Here is a 25,719-nt window from a genome sequence, read left to right as displayed (position 1 = left end):
GTCGGCTCGGAGGCCCGCGCCGATGCGGGCCGCGTGACACCACCCTAGCGGTGATTAACTTCCGGCGGAAGTGCGGATTAGCTCGACGAACCGGGCGAGCAGCCGGTCCAGCGCGTCGACGTCGACCGGGCGGTGCAGCAGCTGGGCGCCGACGATCATCGACAGGCACAGTTCGGCCAGCTCGTCGGCGTCCGCGCCCGCCCCGGCCTCGACGACGGCGGCCCGGACGACCTCCCGGCGGCGGCGGTCGACCTCCCGCTGTGCCGCCGCGACGGCCGGGTCACCGGTGCTCCATACCCGGATCGCGGCCTCCGCGTCGTGCGGGACCGTCCGGGCGAGCCGGCGCAGGAGCTCCAGGCGCTCCAGCGGCGCGAGCGGTGCCGCGGCCTCGCGGGCGATCTCCTCGGTCCGCGCGGCCCAGTGCTCCAGGAACTGCGCGACGAAGTCCGGCCAGTTGCGGAACCAGTTGTAGAACGACCCGCTCGACACCCCGAGGCGGCGGTGCAGGGCGGTCATCGACAGGTCGCGGGAGCCGGATCCGGACAGGATCTCGACGGCTGCCGCGTAGTAGTCCTCGCGGCCGACGTACTGCGGCACGGGCGGCTCCTCGGGTGCGGGTCGGGCCGGGTCAGCATCGCAGCCGCGCGCGGACCCTTCCGACATAGAAGCCTCTATGTTAACTTCCGCTAGGTCACAGCCGCAGAGATGTCGAAGGAGACGTCATGGGTGGGTTCCGGTCGCCGGACGAGGTGCACGAGTTCCTGGGTGGGATCTTCGAGGAGGCGATGGCCGACGAGACCATCGGACCGAAGCTGGCCGCGACCGGCATGAGCCTGCGGATGGACTACACCGACCCGGAGACGACGGTCCGTGTCGACTTCGCGACGAAGGAGATCACCACCGGCCCGGCGGCCGCGGTCGACTCCGACGCGACGCTGTCGATGAGCGCCGACACCGCCAACCAGTACTGGCAGGGCAAGGTCAGCCTGCCGCTGGCGATGGCCCGCGGGAAGATCACCGTCGGCGGCTCGGCGGCGCAGCTGCTGAAGCTCTCGCCGATCGCGAAGAGCCTCTACCCCCGCTACACGGCGATGCTCACCGACCGCGGGCGCGCCGACCTGGTCGTGGGCTGAGGTGGGCGGCACCGCCGCGCCCGCGACCGGGCGCGCCCACCACCCGCTCGACGTCTCGTCCGAGGAGTTCTGGCGGCTGGCCCCCGAGGAGCGGGAGCACACCTTCGCCCGGCTGCGCGCCGAGGCGCCGGTCTCCTGGCAGCGACCGGTGCACAGCCCGATGATGGACGGCGACGACGGCTCGCCCGGCTACTGGGCGGTCGTGCGGGCGGCGGACATCGCGACGGTGAGCCGCCGGGCCGACGTCTTCTCCTCGGCCACCGGCGGGGTGCTCGTCGAGGAGTTCCCCGAGGAGGTCCTGGAGATGGCCACCTCGATCCTCACCATGGACGACCCCCGGCACCGCAAGATCCGCAGGCTGGTCGCGTCGGTGTTCACCCCGCGACGGGTGCAGCGGATCGAGGAGCAGATCGCCCGGCAGGCCCGCGAGATCGTCGCGGACCTCGGGGACCGGGGCGAGGTCGAGCTGGTCTCCGCGGTGTCGGCGCGGCTGCCGATGTGGACGATCTCGGAGATGATCGGCATCCCGCCCGACCGCCGCGACGAGGTGGCCGCGGCCGCCGAGTCGATGGTCGCCTGGGGCGACGACGAGGGCACCGAGGGCTCCGACGCGGCGACGGTGATGCTCAACGGCATCGTCACGCTGCACGGCGCCTGCCAGGACGTCATCGACGCCCGGCGGGTGAGCCCCCGCGACGACCTCGTCTCGGCGCTGGTGGCCGCCGAGGTCGACGGCGAGCACCTCACCGACGACGACATCCGGTCGTTCTTCGTGCTGCTGTGCGTGGCCGGCAACGACACCACCAAGCAGACCACCACGCACACGGTCCGCGCCCTGACCGAGCACCCGGAGCAGCGGGAGTGGCTGTTCGCCGACTACGACGCCCGGATCGGGACGGCGGTCGAGGAGTTCGTGCGCTGGGCGAGCCCGGTGATGACGTTCCGGCGGACCGCGCTGGAGCGCTTCGAGCTGGGCGGACAGGTGATCGAGCCCGGGGACAGGGTCACGCTGTTCTACGGCTCGGGCAACCGCGACGAGCAGGTGTTCGAGCGCCCGCTGGAGTTCGACCTGTCCCGCACGCCGAACCCGCACGTGGCCTTCGGCGGCGGCGGGCCGCACTTCTGCCTCGGCTCGCACCTGGCGAAGGCCCAGCTGCGCTGGATCGTCCGCGAGCTCTACGACCGGCTGCCCGACCTGCGCGCCGACGGCGAGCCGGACCGGCTGGTCAGCACGTTCATCAACGGGATCCGACGGCAGCGGTGCGTGTTCACGCCCCGCTGAGCGACGACCGGTCAGCCGGTGCGGAGCACGGCCAGCGCGACCGCCGTGACCTCCGCCCGGGTGGCCGGCCGGTCGTGCGACGACGACGCGAGCCGGGTCAGGTCGTGGGCCACCGACAGCGCGGCCCGCACCCGCAGCCGGGCGGTCGGCTCGTCGAGGTCGAGCGCGTAGGCCAGCAGCGACCGGGTCCAGTCCTGCAGCTCGGTGCGGATCGTCGTCGCGGTCCGGCGCCGGGCGTCGTCGGTGAGGTGGTGGAACTCGGTCACGTACACCCCGAGCAGCGACCGGTTGGCCTGGCAGAACCCCACGTAGCGGTCGAGCATCCCGGTCAGGTCGACCGAGCCGGGGTGCCGGCGCCGGGAGCGCTGCTCGGCGTGCAGCCGTTCCGAGGCCAGGTCGAAGGCGGCGGTGAGGATGTCGGCCTTGGTCGCGAAGTGGTGCAGCAGGCTCGGGCCCGCCATCCCGACGGCGGCGCCGATGTCGTCGAGGCTGACCCCGGCGTAGCCGTGCACGTGGAACAGCTCCACCGCGCGGGCGACGATCTCCTCCCGGCGCGACCCGGGCCCGGGGTCGGCGACCACGTCGCCGGGCGGCTCGGCGGCGGCCGTCGCCGGGTCCGGTGGGTCGGAGAGCAGGCAGGCCAGTGCCGCGGCGGCGAGGACGGTGCGGACCTGGTCGTCGTCGAGGCTGGTCCCGGTCGACGACGGCGTCGCCATCGCCCCGAGCGCGCCGGTCACCAGCACCCCGGCGGCCCGGTCGGTCAGCTCGGGCCGGGCCCGGCGCAACCGCCGCGACAGCCGTTCGAGCCCGCTGCGGAGCCGGCCGAGGACCGCGTCGCGGGCGTCGTCGCCGAGGAAGCGGCTCTCGCGCTGGAGCAGCGTCCACAGGTCCGCCCGCTCGGTCGCCACCCGGGCCAGGGCCGCGACCAGCACGTCGAGCGGGCCGTCGAGGTGCTCGTCCAGCGCGGCGGTGACCTCGTCCAGACCGCTCTCCAGGGCGGCGACGAGCAGCGCCTCCTTGTTGCGGAAGTGGCGGTAGACGGCCGGGCCGGTCAGCCCGACGTCGGCGGCGACGTCGCCGAGGGACACCTGGTGGTACCCGAGCAGGTGGAAGCGTGCGGCCGCGGTGCGCGCGAGCTGGGCACGACGTGCGTCGGCCTGCATCCGGCGCCGCGGTGCTGCATGCGGTGCGGCCACGTCCCACCCCCCTCCGGCCGGGACGACTCTAGAAGACCCGGCACCGCCGGACCGTTGCCGGTGCGGCCCGTCCACACTATTTTATCCGAATTAGAAACTGTCGTCGTCGACGGCGACCACACCGACGTGGAGGATCCGTGACCCATCCCGGCGCCCATGCCGCACAGAACCCGGACAAGATCGCCGCGATCCTCGCCGAGACGGGCGAGCGGGTGACCTACGCGGAGCTGGAGGAGCGCTCGGTCCGGCTCGCGAACGTCCTGCGGGAGGCCGGCCTGCGTCCCGGCGACGTCGTCGCCCTGCTGAGCGAGAACAACCTGCGGGTCTTCGAGGTCTACTGGGCCGCGATGCGCTCGGGGCTCTACGTCACCGCGATCAACCACAACCTCGTCGCCGAGGAGGCCGGCTACATCGTCGCCGACTCCGGGGCGGCCGCGCTCGTCGTCTCGGCGGGCAAGGCCGACGTCGCGAAGGCGGTGCTGGCCACCGGCGTCCGGCCCGGGCTGCTCCTGTCCTACGACGGCCCGGTCGACGGCTTCGGCTCCTACGAGGACGCGCTGGCCGCGGCGTCGGACGTCGCACCGGCCGAGCAGCCGCACGGCGCCCCGATGCTCTACTCGTCGGGCACGACCGGGCGCCCGAAGGGCGTGCGCCCGCCGCTGCCGCCGGTGCCCTTCACCGAGATCGGGGACCCGCTGGTCGGCCTGATCGGCCAGGCGTTCGGCGTCGGCCCGGACACCGTTTACCTCACCCCGGCCCCGATCTACCACGCCGCGCCGCTGCGCTGGTGCGGCGCCGTGCACGCGCACGGCGGGACCGTGGTGATGCTGCGCCGCTTCGACGCGGCCGCCGCACTGGACGCGATCGCCCGGCACCGCGTCACCCACGCCCAGTTCGTGCCGACGATGTTCGTGCGCATGCTGCACCTGCCGCAGGAGCAGCGGGACGCGGCCGACGTCTCCTCGCTGCGGGTGGCCGTGCACGCGGCGGCGCCGTGCCCGGTCGACGTCAAGCAGGCGATGATCGACTGGTGGGGCCCGATCCTGGTCGAGTACTACGCCGGGACCGAGGGCAACGGCCTCACCATGACCGACAGCAAGACCTGGCTGACCAAGCCGGGCACCGTCGGCAGGCCGCTGCTGGGTGTCCTGCACATCTGCGACGACGACGGCCGCGAGCTGCCCACCGGTGAGATCGGCACGGTCTACGTCGAGCGCGAGACCGTGCCCTTCGAGTACCACAACGACCCGGAGAAGACGAAGGCCTCGCAGCACCCCGAGCACGAGACCTGGACGACGCTCGGCGACATCGGCTACGTCGACGGGGACGGCTTCCTGTTCCTCACCGACCGCAAGTCGTTCATGATCATCTCGGGCGGTGTGAACATCTACCCGCAGGAGACCGAGAACGCCCTCGCCCTGCACCCGGCCGTGCACGACGTCGCCGTGATCGGGCTGCCGGACCCGGAGATGGGGGAGCGGGTCACCGCGTTCGTCCAGCCGCGCGCCGGCGTCGCGACCGGCCCGGAGCTGGAGCAGGAGATCATCGCGTTCGTGAAGTCGCGGATCGCCGGGTACAAGGCCCCGCGCAGCGTCCGGTTCGTCGACGACCTGCCGCGCACCGAGACCGGCAAGCTCGTCAAGGGTGAGCTGCGCGCCCGCTACGCGACCACCTGAGCGGCCCCGCTCCACCGGGGAGGTGGGATCAGGGGCGCAGCGAGTAGAGGATCATCGACTGGGCGACGGCGATGGTCCGGTCGATCTCGCCGCGCTCCGGGTCCCACCACTCCACGGTCCAGTTCAGCGACCCCATGATCAGCATCCGGCCGATCGACGGGTCGACGTCCGGGCGGAGCTGCCCGGCCGCGCGCAGGTCCTCGATCAGCCCGCGCCAGATCTCGTGGTACTCGGCGATCTGCTCCCGGGCCCGCGCGGACAGGTGCTCGGGCAGCTGGTTGGCGTTGCGGACGACGGCCCGCGCGTAGTCCGAGAGCTGCAGCTCGTGGCGGAGCTGGGCCTCGACCGCGGCGGCGAGCCGGTCGGCGGGCGGGGTGCCGTCGGGCAGCGCCCCGAGCACCGCGGTCAGGTGCTCGCGCATCGACGCCGCCCCGGTCGCCACGACGTCCTCGATGAGGTCCTCACGCGAGGGGTAGTAGTAGTAGATCGCCGGCGCCTGGATCTTCGCGACCTGCGCGATGTCCGACAGCCGGGTCCCCGCGAAGCCCTTCTGGCTCAGCACCTGTGCCGCGGCGTCCAGCAGGCGGGCCCGGGTGCGGGCCGACTTGCTGTCGCTGCTGTCGGTGCCGTCCGGCTCGGCCGGTGCGACCGCGTTCGTCTTCCGTGCCACCGGGGAAGGATAGTCCGAGCCGTTCCCGCGGGCCGGGTTCGGCGCACCCGGCCGGTGTCGCCGACGGCCGGAGGACCGGCCGCCGGCGACCCGCTCAGCCGCGGTAGCGGGCGGCGATGTCCCGCCCGACGATCTCCTTCATGATCTCGGTCGTTCCGCCGTAGATGGTCTGGATGCGGCCGTCGGCGAAGGCACGGGCCACCGGGTACTCGAGCATGAAGCCGTAGCCGCCGTGCAGCTGCACGCACCGGTCGGTGATCCGCTTCTGCAGCTCGGTCAGGTACCACTTGCCCTTCGCGGCCTCGACCGGCGTCAGCTCGCCCCGGTTGAACGCCAGCACCGCGCGGTCGGTCCACGACTCGGCGACCTCGAGCTCGGTCTCCATCTCGGCCAGCACGAACCGCGAGTTCTGGAAGTCGCCGATGGCCTGCCCGAACGCCTGGCGCTCGAAGCAGTAGCGGGCGGTGTGCTCGTAGACCGCCCGCGCCGCGGTCACCGCGGAGGAGATCAGGCCGAGCCGCTCCTGCGGCAGGTGGCTCATGAGGTGCATCAGGCCGTGGGCCTCGGTGCCGATCAGGTTCTCGGCGGGCAGCCGGACGGAGTCGAAGAACAGCTCGCCGGTGTCCTGGGCGTGCAGGCCGACCTTCTCCAGACGGCGCCCGCGCCGGAAGCCGTACATGTCCCGCTCGACGACGAACAGGCTGAACCCGCGCGAGCCCGCCTCCGGGTCGGTGCGCGCGGCGACGATCACGAAGTCGGCCGACAGGGCGCTGGAGATGAAGGTCTTGGAGCCGTCGAGCACCCAGCCGTCGCCGTCGCGGCGGGCCGAGGTGCGGATGCCCTGCAGGTCGCTGCCGGTGCCGGGCTCGGTCATCGCCAGTGCGCCGAGCATCTCGCCGCGGGCGAACGGGACCAGCCAGCGCTTCTTCTGTTCGTCGGTGGTGAGGTCGAGCAGGTAGGCGAGCACCAGGTCGTCCTGTAGGCCCAGGGTCATCCCGAAGGAGGTCGCGCCGACCCGCGCGACCTCCTCGTTCACCACCATCCGGTACCGGTAGTCGGTCTCGCCCGCGCCGCCGAACTCCTCCGGCACGGAGAGCGCGTAGACGCCCTGCTCGGCGGCGGTGCGGAACACCGCCGGGTCGATGGCGTGCGCGCGCTCCCAGTCCAGGTAGTGCGGCTCGACCTCGCGGGCCAGGAACTCGCGCACGGTGGCGCGGTACTGCTCGTGGTCGTCGGTGTAGAGCTCTCGGCGCATGGGGTCTCCTCGGTCGGCGGGCGGGGCCCGGTGGTGACGCGGCCGGGCCGGGGCGCCGGCACCCGATCCGGCGAACCGGAGCGTCGCTATTCTAATGTAGGTTAACAAAGGGTCGATCGTCGGCGACGGTGCCGGGGCCCGTCCGGAGCGGGGAGGCGTGACCGCCATGACCGACGTGCGACGCGTGCAGCTGCTGTGCGCCTGGGCCGGCCCGGCGACGCTGGTCGTCGCGCTGGGCGGCTGGGCGCTGGCAGGGATCCTCCCGCTGCCACCCGGGCCCACCGACGGGCTCGCCGGGATTGTGGCCTTCTACGGCTCGCCGACGACCCGGGCCGGGCTGGTCGTGACCTCGGTCGGGATGTGCCTGCCCGCGCCGCTGCTGGCGGCGATCTCGGTGCAGATGCTGCGGATGGAGGGGCGGGTGCCGATCCTGTCGTTCCTGCAGCTCCTCCTGGGCGCGGTCACGGTCGTGCTGCTGCTCGTGCCGATGCTGCTGCTGGGTGTCGCCGGGCTGCGCGCCGACCGCGCGCCGGAGCTGGTGCAGCTGCTGCACGACACGGCCTGGCTGCTATTCCTCACCCCGGTCGCGCCGTTCGCCCTGCAGAACATCACGATCGGTCTCGCCGTCCTCGGTGACCGCTCGGGGGTGCAGGTCTTCCCGCGGTGGAGCGCGTACGCGAACTTCTGGGCGGCGTTCCTGTTCTGCCCCGCCGTGCTCGCGTTCTTCTTCCTCCGCGGCCCGTTCGCCTGGAACGGCGTCTTCGTCTTCTGGCTCGGCACCGTCGTCTACGGGGCCTGGCTGGCCGGGATGTTCCTGCTCGTCCGCCGGGCCGTGCTCACCGACCCGACCGGCGTCGTGGCGCCCGCCCCGGTCGCGACGGCGCCCGCGTCGTGACCGCGGACCTGCCCGACTTCCTCCTCCCGGCCGGAGCCCCACCGGCCCGGGCCGCCGCCCCGGCGACGGCGCCCGCCGAGGCGCCCCGGGCGGACGGCCACGTGCCCGGCGAGGCGGGGCTCTGGGTGTTCCTGCTCGGTGACATGACGCTGTTCGGCGCGTTCTTCGTGGCCTTCGTCGTGCAGGGCCGCGCCGACCCGGCCGGGTTCGCCGACGGCGCGGCCGCGCTGGGCACGACGACCGGCGGCGTCAACACGCTGGTCCTGCTGACGAGCTCGCTGCTCGTCGCCTACGCGGTGCGCGCGGTCCGGGAGGGGCGGGCCGGCGTCGCCCGTGTCCTGCTGGCGGGCACCGTCGCCTGTGGTGCCGGCTTCGCCGTCCTCAAGACCGGTGAGTACGCCGCCGAAGTCGCCGCGGGGAACACCCCGACCACGTCGCTGCTGTTCACCTACTGGTTCGTGCTGACCGGGATCCACCTGTTCCACGTGGCGGTCGGGCTGGTGCTGCTCGGCGTCGTGTGGTGGCGGCTGCGCGCGGGGACCGCGGGCCGGGTGCGCACGACCGAGGGCGCCGCGGCCTACTGGCACATGGTCGACCTGCTGTGGCTCGTGCTGTTCGCCCTGCTCTACCTGGGCTTCCCGCGATGAGCGCCGTGCGACCGGCACTCGTGTGGGCCGGGCTGGTCGTGGTGACCCTGCTGTCCTGGTGGGCGGGGGCGCACCACCCGGCGGGCGGCGACGGCGCCCGTGCGGTGTTCGCCCTCGTCCTGGCGGTGGCGTTCGGCAAGGCCTGGGTCGTCGGACGGGAGTTCATGGAGCTGCGGCACGCACCGGTGGCGCTGCGCCGCGCCTTCGACGCCTGGGTGCTGGTGTTCGGCGTCGCGCTCGGTCTGCTCGTCCTGCTCTGATCGCTCGTAGGTGAATCCTCACTAGGTAGGTGGCGGGAGGGTGTCGCGTCCGCGCGGGACCGACGCCGGTGCCGGCGCGGCCCCGGTCGGGTGCCCCGCCGTGCCGCCCGTCGCCGTGGGCCGCCGTCCCGGCCTCCGTTCCGGGCAGGGGCTCCGAGCTGCGGGAACGTGCCCTCGTGCGGCGCGGGGTCCGGGATGTCCGGGTCCGCTCCGCCGGACCGGCGGCCCGTCGCGCGACACCGTCGGGTGAACAAGCGGTCGCACGGAAAAACCTCCGCGGCCGCCGTAACCCCCGAATCTAATCCTCGTTTAAGAAGTCAGGACTAGGCCGGGCCGATGACGGAGGTCACTCGATGACGAGGACGCGTACCGCCCCCACGGGGACTCCCCACGGGGCGACGACGGGGGGTCGCCGGTGAGCGGCACCCGGGCGCCGTCGCTGCGGGGGATCGTGCAGACGACCGGCAGCTTCACCGCGTTCGTCCTGGACACCGCCCGCACGGTGACCAAGCGGCCGTTCCCGCTGGGCGAGTTCCTGTCCCAGACGCGGTTCATCGCCTCGGTGTCCCTCGCGCCGGCGATCATGGTGACGATCCCGTTCGTCGGCGTCGTCATCCTGCTGATCAACCAGCTGCTCGCCGAGATCGGCGCGCTGGACGTGGCGGGCGCGGTGACCGGCCTCGCGGTGCTCCGCCAGATCGGACCCGTCGCCGCGGTGCTCGTCACCGCGGGCGCCGGCGCCACCGCGATCGCGGCGGACCTGGGCGCCCGCAAGATCCGCGACGAGATCGACGCCATGAACGTCATGGGCATCGACCCGCTGCACCGGCTCGTGATGCCCCGCGTGCTGGCCTCGGCGGTGGTCGCCCTCTGCCTCAACGCGGTGATCACCGTGGTCGGCGAGATCGTGGCCTACGTGGTGTCGGTCGGGCTGCAGGGCGCCTCGGCCGGGCAGTTCGTCGCGACGCTGACGCTGCTCACCGACGAGGGTGACTTCCTGGTCAGCTCGTTCAAGGCGCTGCTGTTCGGCACCCTGGCCGGTCTCGTCGCCTCCTACCGCGGGCTCAAGACCGAGGGCGGCCCGAAGGGCGTCGGCCAGGCCGTCACCGAGACCGTCGTCATCTCCTTCGTCCTGCTCTTCATCATCAACGCCCTGCTGACCGCGGTCGACATCCAGCTGAAGCTGGAAAGGATCTGAGGACCCGCTCGTGAACACATCCGAAGGCTCCGCCCTGCGGCGCGCCGTGGACCGCCCCCGGGCCGGCCTGCGCGTCGTCGGCGAGCAGGTCGAGTTCTACCTGAAGGCCTACGCCGGCATCCCGGTCGTGGTCCGCCGCTACCTCGGCGAGGTACTGCGCCAGCTCACCGCCATCAGCTTCGGCACCGGCGCGCTGGTCCTGATCGGCGGCAGCGTCGTCGTCGTGTCGATCCTGACCGCGAGCGCCGGCGCGATCGTCGGCCTCCAGGGCTACGAGGCCCTGAACGCCGTCGGCACCGACGCCCTGACCGGCTTCCTCGCCAGCTACATCAACATCCGGCTGGCCGCCCCGCTGATCGGCGGGGTCGCCCTGGTCTCCACCATCGGTGCCGCGTTCACCGCCGAGATCGGCGCCCAGCGGATCAGCGAGGAGATCGACGCGATCGAGGTCATGGCGGTCCCCGCCGTGCCCTACCTGGTCACGACCCGGATCCTGGCCGGCACGATCGCGATCGTCCCGCTCTACGCGCTGGCGCTGATCGCCTGCTTCGCCACCACCCAGTTGATCGTGGTGCTCGGCTACGGCCAGTCGGTCGGCACCTACAACCACTACTTCTCCACCTTCCTGGTCCCGACCGACGTGCTCACCTCGGTCCTGCAGGTCACCCTGATCGCCTTCGTGGTGATGTCGATCCACGCCTTCTACGGCTTCACCGCCTCCGGCGGTCCCGCCGGGGTGGGCGCCGCGGTCGGGCGCGCGGTCCGGCTGTCGCTGATCGCGGTCATGGTGACGGCGCTGGTGACCGCGGTCCTGCTCTACGCGGACCCCGAGACCCTCCACCTGTCCCGATGAGCGGGGCGGAGACACGGCACGAGGTCCGCGGCCTCGCCGCGATCGGGGTGCTGCTGCTGTGCGCCGCGCTCGTGGTGGCGTCCTACCTGGACGTCTTCACCCCGGGTGTGCCCGCCACCGTCCGCACCGACCGGGCCGGTCTGCTGATGCAGCCCGACGCCGACGTCGCCCTGCGCGACGTGCGGGTCGGGCGCGTCTCGGCCGTCGAGCCGGACGGGAACGGCGGCGCGGTGGTCAGCCTCGCGATCGACCCGTCCAAGCTGGACCTCATCCCGGGCGACGTGACCGCGCAGATCATCTCGCCGACGGTGTTCGGCCCCAAGTACGTCGACCTCGTCCCGCCGGCCTCGCCGTCGACGACGACCCTGGCCGCCGGTGCCGTCGTCCCGGCCGCCGCGGTGCAGACCGAGGCCAACCTGGTCTTCGACAACCTGAACCGGCTGCTCACCACGATCGACCCGGCGAAGGTCAACACGGCGCTGGGCGCCCTGTCGACCTCGCTCAACGGCCGCGGCGACAAGCTCGGCGCCACGCTGGTGTCGTTCAACCGGTACCTGGAGCGGATCAACCCGTCGCTGCCCGCGCTGCAGCGCGACCTGCAGGCCGCGGCCCCGGTGTTCGACACCTACGCCGACGTCAGCCCGCAGCTGCTCGACGTGGTCCGCAACGTCACGACCACCGGCGGCACCATCGTGGAGAAGCAGGCGGGGATCGACGCCACGCTCGCGTCGCTGTCGATGTTCGCGACCGACGTCTCCGGGGTGCTGGAGGCCAACACCGACGGCCTCGACCGGACCCTGAAGACGCTCCGCCCGACCACCGAGGTGCTCGGCCGCTACGCGCCGACCTTCCCCTGCACCTTCGACAGCCTCAACTACCTGCAGAAGCTGCTGCTGCCGACCTTCGGCGGCGCCCAGCCGGGCCTGCGCTCGCTCACCACGTTCCAGCCGGGCGAGCAGGGCTACACCCCCGAGAACGCGCCGTCCCTCGGCATCGACCAGCCCAACTGCGGCACCGGGATCCCCGCACCGGGCACGTTCCCGCGGCACGCCTTCTACCCCGACGGCTCCCCGCGTCTGGACACCCGCGACGCACCGGTGCAGGTCCGGGACACCCCGATCGCGGTCCTGATCGGCGGCGACGAGCTCGGCCCGACCATCCAGGAACGCCTCGGGGGGGCCCCGGCCGCACTCGGTGCGCTCACCGCCCCCGCCGGCCCGACCGCGGAAGGAGGAGGCCGATGAGCGGCATCCGGGGCAACCTCGTCCGGGTCGTGGTCTTCGCCGTGGTCGCGGCCCTGTGCGCGGCCTTCGTCGTCGTCGCCTACGGCTCGGTCCGGTTCGGCGAGACGGCCCGCTACACCGCCGAGTTCGTCGACGCCTCCGGCCTGAAGGCCAAGGACGACGTCCGGGTGGCCGGCGTGACCGTCGGTCGTGTCGAGTCCGTCGACGTCGGCGCCGACAACCTCGCTCGGGTCGAGTTCTCGCTGCGCTCCGACGTCCCCGTCGAGCAGGCGTCGGAGGGCGCGGTCCGCTACAAGAACCTGCTCGGGCAGCGCTACCTGGAGCTGCTGCGGGGCGCGCAGCCGACCCCGCAGCTGGCCGACGGCGGCGTGATCCCGGCGTCCCGGACCCGGCCCGCGATCGACCTCGACGAGCTCTACAACGGCTTCACCCCGCTGTTCGAGGGCCTCCAGCCGGCGCAGGTCAACCAGCTCGCCGAGTCGCTGATCTCGGTGCTGCAGGGGCAGGGCGGCTCCGTCCGCACGCTGCTCGGCCAGATCGGCACGCTGACCGGCACCCTGGCCGACCGCGACCGCGTCATCGGCGAGGTCGTCACCAACCTCAACGGTGTGCTCGGCACGCTCGACGCGCGCAAGGACAACGTGCACGAGCTGGTCACCCAGCTGCAGACGCTGGTCAGCGGGCTCGCCGCCGACCGCGGCTCGATCGGGCGGTCGCTGGAGCGCGCCGACCACCTGGCCGGCACCGTCGAGAGCCTGGTCCGCGAGGCCCGGCCCGCCGTCGCCGGCACCGTGCACGAGCTCGACCGCCTGACCCGGCTGGTCAACGACGACTCCGACCGGCTCAACGTCTACTTCCAGCAGCTGCCCGGCTACTACCAGCTGCTCGGCCGCGCCGGGATCTACCAGCAGGGCTTCCAGTTCTACCTCTGCGGCGTGCAGGTCCGCCTCGACCCCGGGGTCGGCCCGCCGATCATGACCGACACCATCGCGAGCCAGGAGGCGAGATGCCAGTTCTGACCCGCCGCCGCTTCGAGGAGATGAACCTCCTCAGGATCGGGGCCGTCGCGCTGGTGATCGCGGTGGTCGCGACCGTCACCGCGCTGAACTCCGGCTACCTCTACCGCCAGCTCACCTCCGGCACCTACTCCGCGCTGTTCTCCGAGGCCGCGGGCCTCAAGACCGGCGACGAGGTCCGGCTGGCCGGCGTCGTCGTCGGCAAGGTCGACTCCGTCGAGCTCGCCGGCAAGGCCGTCGACGTGGGGTTCACCGTCTTCGACGGCAGCACCCTCGGCGAGTCCACCGGCGCGTCGATCAAGACGGCGACGGTGCTCGGCGCGAAGTTCCTCGAGGTCCGCCCGTCCGGGCCGGGACGGCTGGACGACGGGGCGCAGATCCCGCTCGACCGGACGTCCGCGCCCTACGACGTCCAGGAGCTGCTGGACACCCTCACCCGCAAGACCGAGGACCTCGACGTCCCCCGCGTCGCGGAGTCCCTGAACACCGTCGCCGACACCTTCGCCGACACCCCGCCGGAGCTGCGCTCGGCGCTGGAGGGGCTGGGCAGGCTGTCCAAGACGATCTCCTCGCGGGACGCGGAGCTGCAGGAGCTGCTCTCGCACACCGCGAGCGTCTCCGGCGTCCTCGCCGAGCGGAGCAGCTCCATCACCACGCTCGTCTCGGACGGGAACCTGCTGCTCGAGGAGCTGCGGGCCCGTCGCGAGGTGATCCGGTCGCTGCTGCTGAACGTCACCGGCGCCGTCCAGGAGGTCGAGGGGCTCGCCCGCGACAACCAGCAGCAGCTGCGCCCGATGCTTGACGAGCTGGAGAAGACCCTCGACCTGCTGCGGGCCAACGACCGCAACCTCGCCGCCGCGATCACCGGCCTGGACACCTACGCCGGCAGCCTCGGCGAGGCGATCTCCAGCGGACCGTGGTTCTTCGCCCTCGTGCCGAACCTGGTGCCCACGAACCTGGCCCAGCAGAACCTGCCCTCGGTGCTCGACCAGCTGACCCCGGTCTCCCCGGCCGTCGGCCCGGCGCCGGGTACCCCGCAGGGAGGCGGGAACTGATGGCCCTCGTGACCCGCAACCGCGTGCTGCTGCTCGTGGTGGTCCTCGTCGTCGCGGCCGGTGCGGCCGTCTGGGCCCTGGTGAGCCCCGGTACCCGCACCGTCACCGCGTACTTCGACCAGACCGTGAACCTCTACCCGCACGACGAGGTCCGCGTCCTCGGCGTGCAGGTCGGCACCATCGAGTCGGTGGAGCCGCGGCCGGACGCGGTGAAGGTCGTCATGAGCTACGACGCCGACGTCCCGCTCCCGGCCGACGCGACCGCGGCGATCATCTCCCCGACCCTGGTGGGCGTCCGGTACGTGCAGCTCGGACCGCCCTACGACGGCGGCCCGCAGCTCGCCGACGACGCCGAGATCCCCCGCGAGCGCACGGTCGCCCCGGTCGAGTTCGACCGGATCAAGACCGAGGTCGCCGGGCTGGCGAAGGCGCTCGCGCCGCAGTCCGCCGAGACCGAGGGTGCGCTGAACCGGCTCCTCGACACGACCTCGGCGAACCTGCAGGGCCAGGGCCCGCTGATCCGCGACACCATCCGGAAGCTCTCCGACGCGGCGTCGACGCTGGCGAACGGACGCGAGGACATCTTCGCCACCGTCCGGAACCTGCAGACCTTCGTCACCGCGCTCAAGGACGCCGACGCCCAGGTCCAGCGCTTCCAGGGCCAGCTCGCGGACGTGTCGGGGATCCTCGCCGACAACCGCGACGCCCTGGCCAGGGTGCTGGAGAGCCTCGACCGGGCCGCGCCCGTCGTGCAGCGCTTCGTCGCCGACAACCGCGACCAGCTCACCGAGGACCTGCGCAAGGCCGACGACGTCGTCCGCACCGTGTCGCAGAACCGGCAGGCGCTGGGCGACCTCCTGCAGAAGGCGCCGTTCCTGGTGTCGAACTTCGCCAACTTCATCGACGAGAAGACCGGCGCGGTCACCGCGAACGTCGCCGTGACCAACCTGCGCAGCCCGGCCGCGTTCGTCTGCGACGCGGCGGCCGCCGTCGCGCCGTCCCGCGAGGCCGACCCGGCCGCGGCCTACGCCTGCCGGGCGGGCCTGGGCCCGCTGCTCGACCTCGCCCGGGTCGACTCGCCGCCGGTGGCGGTCAACCCGCTGCAGTACGGCGACCCGTCGGCCCCGGCGCTCCCGTCCATCCCGTCGCTGGGAGGCAACTGATGACGCGCCGAGCCGCGCGCACCGCCCGGGTGGTGGCGGCCCTGGCCACCGTCGCCGTCGCGACGAGTGCCTGCGGGTTCTCCAGCCTGGGCGAGCTGCCCCTCCCGCTGCGTGCCGGGACGGGCCCGGACGCCTACCAGGTCACCGTGGAGATGGAGCAGGTCGCGAACCTCGTCCCGAACGCGGAGGTCATGGTCGCCGACGTGCCCGTGGGGTCGGTCGTGCGCACCGAGGTGAAGGACTGGAAGGCGGTCCTCACCGTCAGCCTGGACAAGGCCGCCGTGCTGCCGGCCAACGCCGTCGCCCGGGTCGCGCAGAAGAGCCTGCTCGGCGCCGAGTACCTCGAGCTGGCCCCGCCGGACGGGGCCGCCCCCGAGGGCCGCCTCACCGACGGCGACGTGATCGGGCTCGACCGGTCGGGGCGCTACCCCGAGACCGAGGAGCTCCTCGGCGCGCTGTCGGTCGTGCTCAACGGCAGCGGGCTGCAGCAGGTCCGCACGATCACCACCGAGCTCAACCGGGTGTTCGACGGTCGCCAGGACGACCTGCGCTCCCTCGTGGGGAACCTGGAGCGGTTCGTCGGCGGGCTCGACGCCCAGCGCGACGACATCGTCCGCGCCCTCGACGCGGTGAACCGGCTCGGCGGCACGCTGAACGCCGACAACGCCACCCTCGCCCGCGGCATCGACACGATCCCCGGGGCGCTGAAGGTGCTCAACGAGGACCGGGAGAACCTGGTCCGCACCCTGGAGCAGGTGCAGCGGCTCGACTCCGCGGTCGGGACGCTGTCCGACCGGTCCAAGGAGGACCTGCTGGCGAACCTGCGGCAGATCCGGCCCGCCGTCGCCCGGCTGGCCGACGCGGGCACCGACCTCACCCAGGGCATCGAGCTGCTGCTCACCTTCCCGTTCCCGGCGTCGACCGCGTTCCCGGGAATGTTCAAGGGCGACTACGGCAACCTGTTCCTGACCCTGGACCTCACCCCGGAGGTCCTGCGGCGCAACCTGCTCGACGGCTTCCAGCTGCCCGGCCCGGACGGGCCCGGCGTGCTGGCCGTCCCGCCGCTGGGCGCGCCGCCGGCCCTGACGGCGCCACTGGCCCCGTTCCAGGACCTGACGAAGCCGCTCGACGGCGTGCTGCCGCTGCCGGGCGCCGACCGGCCCGCGGACCCGCCGGACGGGTCCGGGTCCGGGTCCGACGGCATCCTCGGCGGACTCCTGGGAGGTGGCCGATGAGGGCCTCGTCGGTGCGGATCTCCCGCACGACCGCACGCAAGCTGGTCGCCTTCCTGGTGATCGCCGCGATCGCCGTCGGCTGGGGCGCGGTCACCTACCTCAACGTCCCGCGGATGCTGGGCATCGGGCGGAACGCGGTCACCGTCCAGCTCCCCGCCGGCGCGGGCCTCTACGTCAACGGCGTGGTGAGCCTGCGCGGGGTGACCGTCGGCCAGGTCGACGCGGTGCGGCTGACCCGCGACGGTGTCGAGGCCGACATCCAGGTGCTCGACGACCACCCGATCCCGGTGGACTCCGCGGTCGAGGTCCGCAGCATCTCCGCGGTCGGCGAGCAGTACATCAACTTCGAGCCGCGCACGACGGGCGGCCCGTTCCTGACCGACGGCGCGGTCGTCCCGGTGCAGCAGGTCTCCCTCCCGACGACGACGGGGGAGCTGCTCTCGCAGGCCAACGCGCTCGCCGCGTCGGTGCCGGGGCAGAAGCTGAACACCACGGTCGGTGAGCTCGGCGAGGCGTTCGCCGGTGGCGGCGAGGACCTCGGCCGCCTGATCGACTCCTTCGACCTGCTGACCCGGGAGGCGACCGCCAACCTCGACCCGACGGTGCGGCTGATCGACGACCTCGACCCGGTCCTCGCCACCCAGAACGCGACCTCCGGCGACATCCGCACCTACGTCGCGAACCTGGCGTCGTTCACCGGGCGGCTGACCGAGGCCGACCCCGCGCTGCGCGGCACCCTCGACCGCTTCCCGCCGGCGCTCGACGAGGTGGCCGGGTTCGTGAAGCAGATCGGGGACCCGCTCCCGGACCTGCTGAACAACCTGACCTCGGTCGGCGAGGTCGCCCGCGTCTACGTCCCGCACCTGGAGCAGACGCTGACCCTGCTGCCGTCGACCTTCGACGCCTCGATCGGTGCGGTCAGCGGCTCGCCCGTCCCGGGCACGATCATGATCAACCTGCAGACGCAGGTGAACGACCCGGCGCCCTGCCTGGACGGGTTCATCGTCGACCGGCGGCCGCCGACCGACGTCTCCCCGGCCCGCCCGGGCGTGGGCGTGCGCTGCACCGACCCGGACCCGCTCAAGGCGGCCCGTGGCGGGAAGGCCTACCTCTGCCCGCCGGGCTCCCCGATCCCCGACGGCCGCGGCCCCGACGCCGCGTCCTGCGGCTTCCGCTTCCAGAGCCCGGAGGAGGCGGCCGCGGCGCGCGAGGCGGCGGTCGCGACCCAGCTCGAGGTGGCGGGCCTCCAGAGCGACCGGGTCGAGGACAACCCGTTGCGACCCGGGAACCTGCCGACCACCGGTGACGGGAACACGAACCCGGAGGAGAACCAGCCGTTCTCGCCGGGGGAGGAGGGCTACACCCCCTCCGACGCCGCGTCGCTGGACGGCGTCTTCCTCGCCCCCGGCAGCAACACCCCGATCGTCGACGGGAACAGGGTCCGGTCGTCGAACCGCGGGTGGCAGGCCATCGTGCTCGACCCGCTGGGGGTGGAGGGATGAGCCGCCCCCGGTTCCGGCTGCCGCCGCGGTCGCTCGCCCTGCCGATCGGGCTGGGCGTGGTCGCGCTCCTGCTCGCCGCGCTGGTCACGGTGCTGGCCGTCCGTCTCGTCGGCGGGACCGGCGACGACGAGCCGGCACTGGTCGCGGCCCGGCAGACCGCGACCGACCTGCTCACCATCGCCCCGGACACCGCGGACGCGACGCTGCGCCGGCTGGAGGACGGGACGACGGGGGAGTTCCACGAGCAGCTGGGCAGCCGGTCCGGGACCTTCGCCGGGACCATCCGCGACGCGAAGGTGAGCTCGACCGGTGAGGTGTCCGCGGCCGGCGTCGCCGAACGCGGACCGGGCCGCGCGGTCGTGCTGGTGTCCGCCGACTCCACGGTGCACAACGCGCAGGTCCCCGACGGCGAGCCCCGCCAGTACCGGATGCGGATGACGGTCGAGCAGGAGGACGGACGATGGCTGGTGTCGAGGCTGGAGTTCGTCCCGTGACCGGCGCGGACACGACGGGCACGGGCACCGCGGGCGCGCCGGACAGCGACGCCGGGGACACCCCGGGCCCGGGGGCGCGGCCGCGCTCGCGACGGGGCCTCGTGGTGGCGCTGCTCGTGGTGATCGCGCTGCTCGCCGTCGCCGCCGGGGTGTGCGCGTGGCTGCTCGTCGCGCGGTCGGACGACCAGCGCACCCGCGACGACGTCCTGGCCGCGGCCACGGCCGGCGCCCAGACCCTGCTGTCCTACGACGGACGCAAGCTCGACGCGGCGTCCACCGTCGTCGACGACACCACGACCGGGAACTTCCACGACGACTACCGGCGTCTGTTCGACGAGAAGGTCCGGCCCAACGCGGAACGGCTCGGCGCGCGGACGATCGCCCGGGTCGTCGGGGCCGGCTGGGTCGGCTGGTCCGGCTCGGACGCCCAGGTGCTGGTGTTCCTGAACCAGAGCACGACGACGAACGCCGGCGAGCGCGTGGACACCGTCCAGGCGACGCTCACGATGCGGGAGGTGGACGGCCGATGGCTGATCGCCGGACTGGACCAGGTGTGACCGACACGGCGACCGACCCCGACACGGCGGACGCCGCCCCGACGGACGCCGACACGGCGGACGCCGACCCGACGGACGCCGACCCGACGGACACCGACCCGACGGACACCGCGCCCGCCGGCGCCGGCCCGGTCGGTGCGGAGCCGGACGGGGCCGCTCCCGCGGACGCCCCGCGACGGCGCGGGCGGCTCGCCGTGGCGGCCGTCGCGCTGCTGCTGGTCGTCGCCCTCGCCGCGGCGGTCCTGTCGGTGTTGGCGTGGCGGGGCACCGCCGGCACCGTCGCCGACCGGGACGAGGCGACCGCCGTCGCGTCGCAGGTCGTGCGGGACTTCATCGGCATCGACGCCGACAACGCGAAGGGCAACGTCGACAACATGCTCGCCGTCGCGACCGACCCGTTCCGGACCGAGCTGGGTCGCTTCTCGGAGGTGTTCGGGGCCATCCTGGCGCAGGGGAAGGTCAGGGCCGAGGGAGGGATCGACGCGGTGGGCATCGAGCACATCGACGCCGACACGGCGACCGTGCTGGTCAGCGCCAGCACCACGGTCCGCAACACCGAGGTCCCCAACGGCGCCCCGCGCGACTTCCGGCTGCTGCTCGGGCTGCGGCACGAGGACGGGGCGTGGAAGGTGTCGACCGTGGAGGTGGCCCCGTGACGCACGACGACGAGACCGGCACGGACCGCACCGGTGCGGTCGCGGTGACCGACCCCGGGCCCGCCACGACCCCCGCCGAGGACGACGGCGGGGGCGGGGACACCACCGGGACCCGGCCCGGCCGCGGTGCCCGCCTGCGCGCCGCGCTCGGCGCCGCCCGGCGCGGCCTGTCCCGGCGTCGCCGGACGCTGCTGTGGACGACGACGGTGGTCTCCGTGCTGCTGCTCGTGGCCGCGGCGGTGCTGTACGCCGCCGTCGTCCGGCCTGCGCAGCAGACCGAACAGGCCCGGGTGGACGGACTGGCGGCGGCCCGCACCGGTGTGGAGCAGGTCCTCAGCTACCAGCCGGCGTCGAAGGACGCCGACGTCGCACGCGCCCGCGGCCTGGTCACCGGCGACTTCGGACGCCAGTTCGACTCGGTGCTCGACTCCGTCGTCCGAGCGGCCCTGGACCGCGGGGTGGGGACACGGACCGTCGTCACCCGGGCCGGCGTGGTGTCCGCCGACGCCGACCGGGTCACCGCCCTGGTCTACTTCACGCAGGAGGCCGCCCGCACCGGCGAGCCGCCGCGCACCACCGCGGGCCGCGCCGAGGTCACGGTCCAGCGGGTCGACGGCCGGTGGCTCGTGTCCGACCTGCGCAACTTCTAGGCGAGAAGGAGACGTGACCCCATGACGGGTGTCGAGGTGAAGGTCGAGGGACTGACGAAGTCCTTCGGTCGGGCCAACATCTGGTCGGACGTGACCCTGACGCTGCCCGCGGGCGAGGTGTCGGTGCTGCTCGGACCGTCGGGTACCGGTAAGTCGGTGTTCCTGAAGTCCCTGATCGGGCTGCTCAAGCCGGAGCGGGGGTCGATCGTGATCGAGGGCGTCGACCTGTGCAAGTGCTCGGAGTCCGAGCTGTACGAGATCCGGAAGCTGTTCGGGGTGCTGTTCCAGGACGGTGCGTTGTTCGGGTCGATGAACCTGTTCGACAACATCGCGTTCCCGTTGCGGGAGCACACGCGCAAGTCGGAGTCGGCGATCCGCGACATCGTCATGGAGAAGATCGACATGGTCGGTCTGGTCGGTGCCGAGGGCAAGCTGCCGGGTGAGATCTCGGGCGGTATGCGTAAGCGTGCGGGGCTGGCGCGGGCGTTGGTGCTGGATCCGAAGATCATTCTGTTCGACGAGCCGGACTCGGGTCTGGACCCGGTGCGGACGGCGTACCTGAACCAGCTGATCATCGATCTGAACGCGATGACGGACTCGACGTTCCTGATCGTCACCCACGACATCAACTCGGCGCAGACGGTCCCGGACAACATCGGGCTGCTCTACCGCAAGCACCTGGCCATGTTCGGCCCCCGCGAGGTCCTGCTGACCTCCGACGAGCCCGTCGTCGCCCAGTTCCTCAACGGGCGTCGCGAGGGGCCGATCGGGATGTCGGAGGAGAAGGACGCCGCCCAGGCCGCCCGCGAGATGGAGGAGGCCGGCGAGCTCGAGGGCCGCCCGCCGATGAAGCCCCAGCTCGTCGCCTCGACCGGGATGCCCGACCGGCAGGCCGTGCACCGCCGCCGTGAGCGGGTCCAGGAGATGATGCACGAGCTTCCCGAGTCGGCGCAGGAGGCGATCCGGGAGCAGTACGCCGACGCCGACGCCGCGTCCACCGACCCGTCGCGGGACGGGACGACCCGGCAGGAGGCGCGCGGGGCGGCGGACGACAACTGGCCCACCGACGTCCACCCGCGGGTCAGCGGCTGACCGCAGCCGGACAGGAGTGATGTTCCGGACATCCGGGAACGGTGGCGCCCGCACCACACCGTGACATATGAACAGTTCGTCAACCTTTGGCTGTCGCCGATCGACGAGGAGCTGCGATGTCCGTCCCCCGCCGGGTCCTGCCGGTCGCCGTCCTGTCCGCCGCGGTGCTCGCCCTGTCCGCCTGCGGCGGGCCGCCCGCCCCGGCGGCCGCGCCGGACGCGGCCGGTGCCGTCACCGAGGTCAACTGCGGGATCGAGGTGACGGTCCCCGCGCCGCCCGAGCGCATCTACGCGCTCTACCAGCCCGCGATCGAGACCGTCCACGCCCTGGGACTGTCCGACCGGCTGGTGGGCACCGCGTTCCTCGACGCGCAGGTCGTCGAGCCGTACGCCGCGGCACAGCAGGGAAAGCCCTACACCCAGGACCTGCCCCAGCGCGAGGCACTGCTCGCGGCGGAGCCGGACTTCGTGCTCGCCGGCTACAACAACGTGTTCGCCACCACCGGGGACGAGTCGATCAGCACCCGGGCCGACCTGGCGGCGCTGGGCGTCCGGACCTGGGTCAACGCACCGCTGTGCCCGTCGGCCGACGGGCTGTCCGACGAGGCCATCGACCCGGGACAGGTGTCGATGGAGACGGTCTACGCCGACCTGCGCTCGCTCGGCCGGGTCCTCGGCGCCGCGGAACGGTCCGAGGAGTTGGTCGGTGAGCTGCAGGCCAAGGTCACCGCGGTGCAGGAGCGGGTGGCGGGGGCGCCGCGGCCCCGCGTCGCGATCCTGCTCAACGACGACGACGGCAGCTACCGGATCGCCTCGGGCATCGACTTCGGCACCCGGGTCCTCGAGATGGCCGGTGCCGAGAACGCCTTCGGCGACCTCACCGAGCGCCGGCACGTCGCGGTGTCCAAGGAGGAGCTGATCGCCCGGGACCCGGACGTCATCCTGACCTCGACCTGCTGCGACGCCGCCACCACCGTCGCCGACGGCGAGGCAGACGTGGCGCAGATCCGGGCCGACCCGGCGCTCGCCGGGAGCACGGCGGTCCGCGAGGGACGCGTGTACCCGTTCCTGTTCGCCGACCGTGCCGCCGGCATCCGGGGGCCCTACGCGGCGGAGCGGGTCGCCGACCTCGTCCATCCGGAGTGAGCCCGGCGTCCGCGGTCCGGGTCCGGTCCGCCGCGCCCTGGGCCCTGCCCGGCGCGGTGGCCGTCGTCCTCGTGGCCACGGTGCTGTCGATGAAGGTCGGGGCCCGGCCACTGACCTGGTCCGAGCTGTCGACCGGCCTGCTGCACTTCACCGGGAGCCGGACCGACTTCGTCGTCCGGCACGTCCGGCTGCCCCGCACCCTGTGCGGTCTGCTCGCGGGAGCCTGCCTCGGGCTCGCCGGCGCGGTGGCCCAGGGCATCACCCGCAACCCGCTCGCCGGCCCGGACACGCTCGGGATCAACGCCGGCGCGGCGGCGGCGATGATCGCGACGATGACCGCCGGGGTCGGGTCGCTCACCGGGTACGTGTGGTTCGGCTTCCTCGGCGGGGCGTGCGCGGCGGTGGCCGTGTACGCGATCGGCGGGTCGGGCCGCGACGGCGTGACACCGGTCAAGCTCGCGCTGGCCGGTGCCGCGGTCTCCGCGCTGCTCACGGCCGTCACCTCGGCGTTCGTGCTGCTGGACCGGGACCTGTTCGCCCGCTACCGGTACTGGATGATCGGGTCGCTGGCCCGGGCGGACCTCGCCACCGTCGGCCAGGCGCTGCCGTTCGCCCTGGTGGGGGTCGTGCTGGCGGTCGCACTGGTCCGGCGCCTCGACGCCGTCGCGCTGGGGGAGGACGCCGCGCGCGGCCTCGGCGCCCGTCCCGGCCCGACGCGGATGGCCGGTCTCGTCGCCGTCGTCGTCCTCGCGGGGACGGCGACCGCGCTGGCCGGGCCGGTCGTGTTCCTCGGGCTCGTCGCCCCGCACGCGGCGCGGGCGCTGGTCGGCGCCGCCCACCGGTGGGTGCTGCCGCTGTCGGCGCTGCTCGCGGCCGGCGTCGCGCTGGTCGCCGACGTCGTCGGCCGGGTCGTCATCGCCCCCGAGGAGGTCCACCTCGGGGTGACCGCGGCCCTGCTCGGGGGGCCCGCGTTCCTGTACCTGGTCCGGACCCGGAGGGTGGCGGCCCTGTGAGCGCGACCCTGGTCCTGCGCCGCGGGCCGGTGTCGGCCCGGATCGGCGTCCGTGGCCTGGTCCTGGGCCTCGCGACGTGGACGGCGGCGGTGGCCGTCGGGCTGGTCGCGGTCACGGTCGGGGAGTACCCGCTCCCGCTCGGGACCGTGCTCGACACCCTCGCCGGGAACGGCACCCTGATCTCCTACGACCTCGTCGTCACCCACCGGCTCCCGCGGGCGCTGACCGGGGTCCTGGTCGGCGCGGCCTTCGGCGTCGCCGGGGCCGTGCTGCAGCGGCTCGCCCACAACCCGCTGGTCAGCCCGGACGTCATCGGGATCAACGCGGGGGCGTCCGCGGGCGCCGTCGTGATGATCGTCGTGTGGGGGGCCTCGGCGGCGTGGGTGACCGGCGGTGCGCTCACCGGCGCGCTGCTCGCCGCGCTCACCGTGTACGCGGTCGCCTGGCGGGGCGGGTTCTCCGGCTACCGGCTCGTGCTGGTCGGGATCGGCGTCGCGGCGATGCTGGGCTCCGCCGCGACGTTCCTGCTGAGCCGCGCCGACGTCAACGTGGCCTACTCGGCGGCGGTCTGGCTGGTCGGCAGCCTGTCCGGCCGCTCGTGGCCGGACGTGGCGCCGGTCGCCGCGGGGCTGTGCCTGCTGCTGCCCGTCGTGCTCGCCGCGGCCCGCCGGCTCCAGGTCCTGGAGCTGGGGGACGACCTGGCGAGGTCGCTGTCCCCCCGCGCGGGGCGGGCCCGCACCGTGATGCTGGCCGCGGCGGTGGGGCTGTCCGCGCTGGCGACGGCGTCGGCCGGGCCGGTCGGGTTCGTCGCGCTGGTCGCGCCGCAGATCGTGCGCAGGGTGCTCCGGGAACGCAGCCCCGGCCTGCTCGCCTCGGCCGGGACGGGCGCGCTCGTGGTCGTCGTCGCCGATCTCGCGGCCCGGACCGTGTTCGCGCCGCGGGAGCTGCCGGTCGGGGTCGTCACCGCCGTCGTCGGGGCGCCCGTACTCATCGCGCTGCTGGTGCGCGCCAACCGGATCGGAGCGAGCGGATGACCCTGTCCGGTGAACGGCTGACCCTCGGCCACCACCCGGGGCAGGTCGTGATCGACGACCAGTCCGTGACCGTCCCGGCGTCGCGGATCACCGTGATCGTCGGGCCCAACGCCTCGGGCAAGTCCACCCTGCTGCGGGGGCTCGCCGGTCTGCTGCGGCCCGCCGCGGGACGTGTCCTGCTCGACGGCGCCGAGATCGCGCGGCTCCCGGCGACCGACCTGGCCCGCCGGCTCGGGGTGCTCCCGCAGCAGCCGACGACCCCGGACGGCATCACCGTCGCCGACCTCGTCGGACGCGGGCGCCATCCCCACCAGCGCTGGTTCCGGCAGTGGTCGGCCGAGGACGAGGCCGCCGTCTCCGGCGCGCTCGCGGCGACCGGCCTGACCGGGCTGGCCGACCGGCCGGTCGCCGAGCTCTCCGGCGGGCAGCGGCAGCGGGCCTGGATCGCGCTGGTCCTGGCCCAGGGGCCCGGGACGATGCTGCTCGACGAGCCGACCACCTTCCTCGACCTCGCCCACCAGCTCGACGTGCTCGACCTGCTGCGCGTGGTCAACGCCGAGCAGGGCCGCACCGTCGTGATGGTGCTGCACGACCTGGAGCTCGCCGCCCGCTACGCCGACCACCTGATCGCCGTGCGCGACGGGCGGATCGTCGCGGAGGGGGTGCCGTCCGCCGTCGTGACCGAGGAGCTCGTCTCCTCGGTGTTCGGGGTGGACGCGCTGGTGATGCCGGACCCGCTCACCGGGACCCCGCTGGTCCTTCCCCGCCCGGGAGGCCGCCGCTCCTGAGCCGGGTCTT

Annotated in this window: 27 protein-coding genes; 23 read left to right on the top strand and 4 right to left on the bottom strand. The window is 73.5% G+C overall.

The window, feature by feature from the left end:
• Nucleotides 1-54 precede the first annotated feature (54 nt).
• Nucleotides 55-597: a TetR/AcrR family transcriptional regulator gene (locus tag DMP17_RS38995; protein ID WP_337832142.1), complete on the bottom strand. Its 543-nt coding sequence runs from the start codon at nt 595-597 to the stop codon at nt 55-57.
• A 125-nt stretch (nt 598-722) separates the two neighbouring features.
• Here DMP17_RS38995 and DMP17_RS38990 point away from each other — a divergent pair, with 125 nt between their 5' ends.
• Both DMP17_RS38990 and DMP17_RS38985 read left to right on the top strand, forming a co-directional pair.
• Nucleotides 723-1,133: an SCP2 sterol-binding domain-containing protein gene (locus DMP17_RS38990; protein ID WP_226350394.1), complete on the top strand. Its 411-nt coding sequence runs from the start codon at nt 723-725 to the stop codon at nt 1,131-1,133.
• Between the two features lies 1 nt (nt 1,134).
• Nucleotides 1,135-2,415: a cytochrome P450 gene (locus tag DMP17_RS38985; protein ID WP_226350395.1), complete on the top strand. Its 1,281-nt coding sequence runs from the start codon at nt 1,135-1,137 to the stop codon at nt 2,413-2,415.
• Nucleotides 2,416-2,426: 11 nt separating this feature from the next.
• Here DMP17_RS38985 and DMP17_RS38980 read toward each other — a convergent pair whose 3' ends face one another.
• Nucleotides 2,427-3,611: a TetR/AcrR family transcriptional regulator gene (locus tag DMP17_RS38980; RefSeq protein ID WP_337832141.1), complete on the bottom strand. Its 1,185-nt coding sequence runs from the start codon at nt 3,609-3,611 to the stop codon at nt 2,427-2,429.
• A 137-nt stretch (nt 3,612-3,748) separates the two neighbouring features.
• On the opposite strand from DMP17_RS38980, the gene DMP17_RS38975 reads away from it, so the two are divergent.
• Nucleotides 3,749-5,287, top strand: a complete 1,539-nt coding sequence (locus DMP17_RS38975) for an acyl-CoA synthetase (RefSeq protein WP_337832140.1) — start codon at nt 3,749-3,751, stop codon at nt 5,285-5,287.
• Between the two features lie 28 nt (nt 5,288-5,315).
• On the opposite strand, the gene DMP17_RS38970 is transcribed toward DMP17_RS38975, so the two are convergent.
• A complete protein-coding gene (locus DMP17_RS38970) occupies nt 5,316-5,957 on the bottom strand; it encodes a TetR/AcrR family transcriptional regulator (RefSeq protein ID WP_226366549.1) in 642 nt (213 codons plus the stop codon).
• A 94-nt stretch (nt 5,958-6,051) separates the two neighbouring features.
• Nucleotides 6,052-7,212, bottom strand: coding sequence for an acyl-CoA dehydrogenase family protein (locus DMP17_RS38965; protein WP_337832139.1), 1,161 nt, complete (start codon nt 7,210-7,212; stop codon nt 6,052-6,054).
• Between the two features lie 166 nt (nt 7,213-7,378).
• Here DMP17_RS38965 and DMP17_RS38960 point away from each other — a divergent pair, with 166 nt between their 5' ends.
• From DMP17_RS38960 to DMP17_RS38865, 20 genes are all read left to right on the top strand, one after another.
• Nucleotides 7,379-8,107 (top strand): hypothetical protein, encoded by a 729-nt coding sequence (locus tag DMP17_RS38960; protein ID WP_337832138.1) that lies wholly within the window; start codon nt 7,379-7,381, stop codon nt 8,105-8,107.
• The gene (locus tag DMP17_RS38955) at nt 8,104-8,754 is read left to right on the top strand and encodes a cytochrome c oxidase subunit 3 (protein WP_226366546.1); all 651 of its coding nucleotides are present in this window, start codon (nt 8,104-8,106) and stop codon (nt 8,752-8,754) included. Before DMP17_RS38960 ends, DMP17_RS38955 begins: the two co-directional genes overlap by 4 nt.
• A complete protein-coding gene (locus DMP17_RS38950) occupies nt 8,751-9,014 on the top strand; it encodes a cytochrome C oxidase subunit IV family protein (protein ID WP_062396831.1) in 264 nt (87 codons plus the stop codon). Before DMP17_RS38955 ends, DMP17_RS38950 begins: the two co-directional genes overlap by 4 nt.
• A 415-nt stretch (nt 9,015-9,429) precedes the next feature.
• Nucleotides 9,430-10,212: an MlaE family ABC transporter permease gene (locus DMP17_RS38945; protein ID WP_202968228.1), complete on the top strand. Its 783-nt coding sequence runs from the start codon at nt 9,430-9,432 to the stop codon at nt 10,210-10,212.
• 10 nt (nt 10,213-10,222) lie between these two features.
• Entirely contained in the window at nt 10,223-11,065 is an 843-nt protein-coding gene (locus DMP17_RS38940) for an ABC transporter permease (protein ID WP_178373043.1), read from the top strand.
• Nucleotides 11,062-12,309 carry an MCE family protein gene (locus DMP17_RS38935; RefSeq protein ID WP_178373042.1) on the top strand — a complete coding sequence of 416 codons (1,248 nt, stop codon included), beginning with the start codon at nt 11,062-11,064 and terminating at the stop codon, nt 12,307-12,309. Before DMP17_RS38940 ends, DMP17_RS38935 begins: the two co-directional genes overlap by 4 nt.
• A complete protein-coding gene (locus tag DMP17_RS38930; RefSeq protein WP_226366544.1) occupies nt 12,306-13,328 on the top strand; it encodes an MCE family protein in 1,023 nt (340 codons plus the stop codon). Before DMP17_RS38935 ends, DMP17_RS38930 begins: the two co-directional genes overlap by 4 nt.
• The gene (locus DMP17_RS38925; RefSeq protein WP_337832137.1) at nt 13,316-14,380 is read left to right on the top strand and encodes an MCE family protein; all 1,065 of its coding nucleotides are present in this window, start codon (nt 13,316-13,318) and stop codon (nt 14,378-14,380) included. Before DMP17_RS38930 ends, DMP17_RS38925 begins: the two co-directional genes overlap by 13 nt.
• Entirely contained in the window at nt 14,380-15,543 is a 1,164-nt protein-coding gene (locus DMP17_RS38920) for an MCE family protein (protein WP_226366543.1), read from the top strand. Before DMP17_RS38925 ends, DMP17_RS38920 begins: the two co-directional genes overlap by 1 nt.
• The gene (locus DMP17_RS38915; RefSeq protein WP_337832136.1) at nt 15,543-16,778 is read left to right on the top strand and encodes an MCE family protein; all 1,236 of its coding nucleotides are present in this window, start codon (nt 15,543-15,545) and stop codon (nt 16,776-16,778) included. Before DMP17_RS38920 ends, DMP17_RS38915 begins: the two co-directional genes overlap by 1 nt.
• On the top strand, nt 16,775-18,280 hold the full coding sequence (locus DMP17_RS38910; RefSeq protein WP_337832135.1) for an MCE family protein: 1,506 nt from the start codon (nt 16,775-16,777) through the stop codon (nt 18,278-18,280). Before DMP17_RS38915 ends, DMP17_RS38910 begins: the two co-directional genes overlap by 4 nt.
• Entirely contained in the window at nt 18,277-18,774 is a 498-nt protein-coding gene (locus DMP17_RS38905) for a hypothetical protein (RefSeq protein ID WP_337832134.1), read from the top strand. The genes DMP17_RS38910 and DMP17_RS38905 overlap by 4 nt, the downstream gene beginning before the upstream one ends.
• Nucleotides 18,771-19,331 carry a hypothetical protein gene (locus DMP17_RS38900; RefSeq protein WP_337832133.1) on the top strand — a complete coding sequence of 187 codons (561 nt, stop codon included), beginning with the start codon at nt 18,771-18,773 and terminating at the stop codon, nt 19,329-19,331. The genes DMP17_RS38905 and DMP17_RS38900 overlap by 4 nt, the downstream gene beginning before the upstream one ends.
• Complete coding sequence (locus tag DMP17_RS38895; protein WP_337832132.1) at nt 19,328-19,987, top strand: hypothetical protein; 660 nt, start codon at nt 19,328-19,330, stop codon at nt 19,985-19,987. The genes DMP17_RS38900 and DMP17_RS38895 overlap by 4 nt, the downstream gene beginning before the upstream one ends.
• A complete protein-coding gene (locus DMP17_RS38890) occupies nt 19,984-20,637 on the top strand; it encodes a hypothetical protein (protein ID WP_337832131.1) in 654 nt (217 codons plus the stop codon). The genes DMP17_RS38895 and DMP17_RS38890 overlap by 4 nt, the downstream gene beginning before the upstream one ends.
• A gap of 21 nt (nt 20,638-20,658) precedes the next feature.
• Nucleotides 20,659-21,729, top strand: a complete 1,071-nt coding sequence (locus tag DMP17_RS38885; RefSeq protein WP_337832130.1) for an ABC transporter ATP-binding protein — start codon at nt 20,659-20,661, stop codon at nt 21,727-21,729.
• Between the two features lie 116 nt (nt 21,730-21,845).
• Nucleotides 21,846-22,874 (top strand): ABC transporter substrate-binding protein, encoded by a 1,029-nt coding sequence (locus DMP17_RS38880; protein ID WP_337832129.1) that lies wholly within the window; start codon nt 21,846-21,848, stop codon nt 22,872-22,874.
• Nucleotides 22,871-23,887 (top strand): FecCD family ABC transporter permease, encoded by a 1,017-nt coding sequence (locus DMP17_RS38875; RefSeq protein WP_337832128.1) that lies wholly within the window; start codon nt 22,871-22,873, stop codon nt 23,885-23,887. Before DMP17_RS38880 ends, DMP17_RS38875 begins: the two co-directional genes overlap by 4 nt.
• A complete protein-coding gene (locus DMP17_RS38870) occupies nt 23,884-24,921 on the top strand; it encodes a FecCD family ABC transporter permease (protein WP_226350414.1) in 1,038 nt (345 codons plus the stop codon). The genes DMP17_RS38875 and DMP17_RS38870 overlap by 4 nt, the downstream gene beginning before the upstream one ends.
• Nucleotides 24,918-25,709 carry an ABC transporter ATP-binding protein gene (locus DMP17_RS38865; RefSeq protein WP_226366538.1) on the top strand — a complete coding sequence of 264 codons (792 nt, stop codon included), beginning with the start codon at nt 24,918-24,920 and terminating at the stop codon, nt 25,707-25,709. The genes DMP17_RS38870 and DMP17_RS38865 overlap by 4 nt, the downstream gene beginning before the upstream one ends.
• The last annotated feature ends 10 nt before the right edge of the window (nt 25,710-25,719 follow it).

It is taken from the genome of Pseudonocardia sp. TMWB2A (assembly GCF_017312135.1).
This window is presented reverse-complemented; position numbering and strand designations above follow the sequence as displayed.

Coding starts and splice junctions, on each gene's coding strand:
- DMP17_RS38910 (WP_337832135.1), top strand. CDS start 16,775: ATGAGGGCCTCGTCGGTGCGGATCTCCCGCACGACCGCACGCAAGCTG.
- DMP17_RS38935 (WP_178373042.1), top strand. CDS start 11,062: ATGAGCGGGGCGGAGACACGGCACGAGGTCCGCGGCCTCGCCGCGATC.
- DMP17_RS38960 (WP_337832138.1), top strand. CDS start 7,379: ATGACCGACGTGCGACGCGTGCAGCTGCTGTGCGCCTGGGCCGGCCCG.
- DMP17_RS38915 (WP_337832136.1), top strand. CDS start 15,543: ATGACGCGCCGAGCCGCGCGCACCGCCCGGGTGGTGGCGGCCCTGGCC.
- DMP17_RS38885 (WP_337832130.1), top strand. CDS start 20,659: ATGACGGGTGTCGAGGTGAAGGTCGAGGGACTGACGAAGTCCTTCGGT.
- DMP17_RS38965 (WP_337832139.1), bottom strand. CDS start 7,212: ATGCGCCGAGAGCTCTACACCGACGACCACGAGCAGTACCGCGCCACC.
- DMP17_RS38950 (WP_062396831.1), top strand. CDS start 8,751: ATGAGCGCCGTGCGACCGGCACTCGTGTGGGCCGGGCTGGTCGTGGTG.
- DMP17_RS38920 (WP_226366543.1), top strand. CDS start 14,380: ATGGCCCTCGTGACCCGCAACCGCGTGCTGCTGCTCGTGGTGGTCCTC.
- DMP17_RS38990 (WP_226350394.1), top strand. CDS start 723: ATGGGTGGGTTCCGGTCGCCGGACGAGGTGCACGAGTTCCTGGGTGGG.
- DMP17_RS38925 (WP_337832137.1), top strand. CDS start 13,316: ATGCCAGTTCTGACCCGCCGCCGCTTCGAGGAGATGAACCTCCTCAGG.
- DMP17_RS38905 (WP_337832134.1), top strand. CDS start 18,277: ATGAGCCGCCCCCGGTTCCGGCTGCCGCCGCGGTCGCTCGCCCTGCCG.
- DMP17_RS38880 (WP_337832129.1), top strand. CDS start 21,846: ATGTCCGTCCCCCGCCGGGTCCTGCCGGTCGCCGTCCTGTCCGCCGCG.
- DMP17_RS38930 (WP_226366544.1), top strand. CDS start 12,306: ATGAGCGGCATCCGGGGCAACCTCGTCCGGGTCGTGGTCTTCGCCGTG.
- DMP17_RS38865 (WP_226366538.1), top strand. CDS start 24,918: ATGACCCTGTCCGGTGAACGGCTGACCCTCGGCCACCACCCGGGGCAG.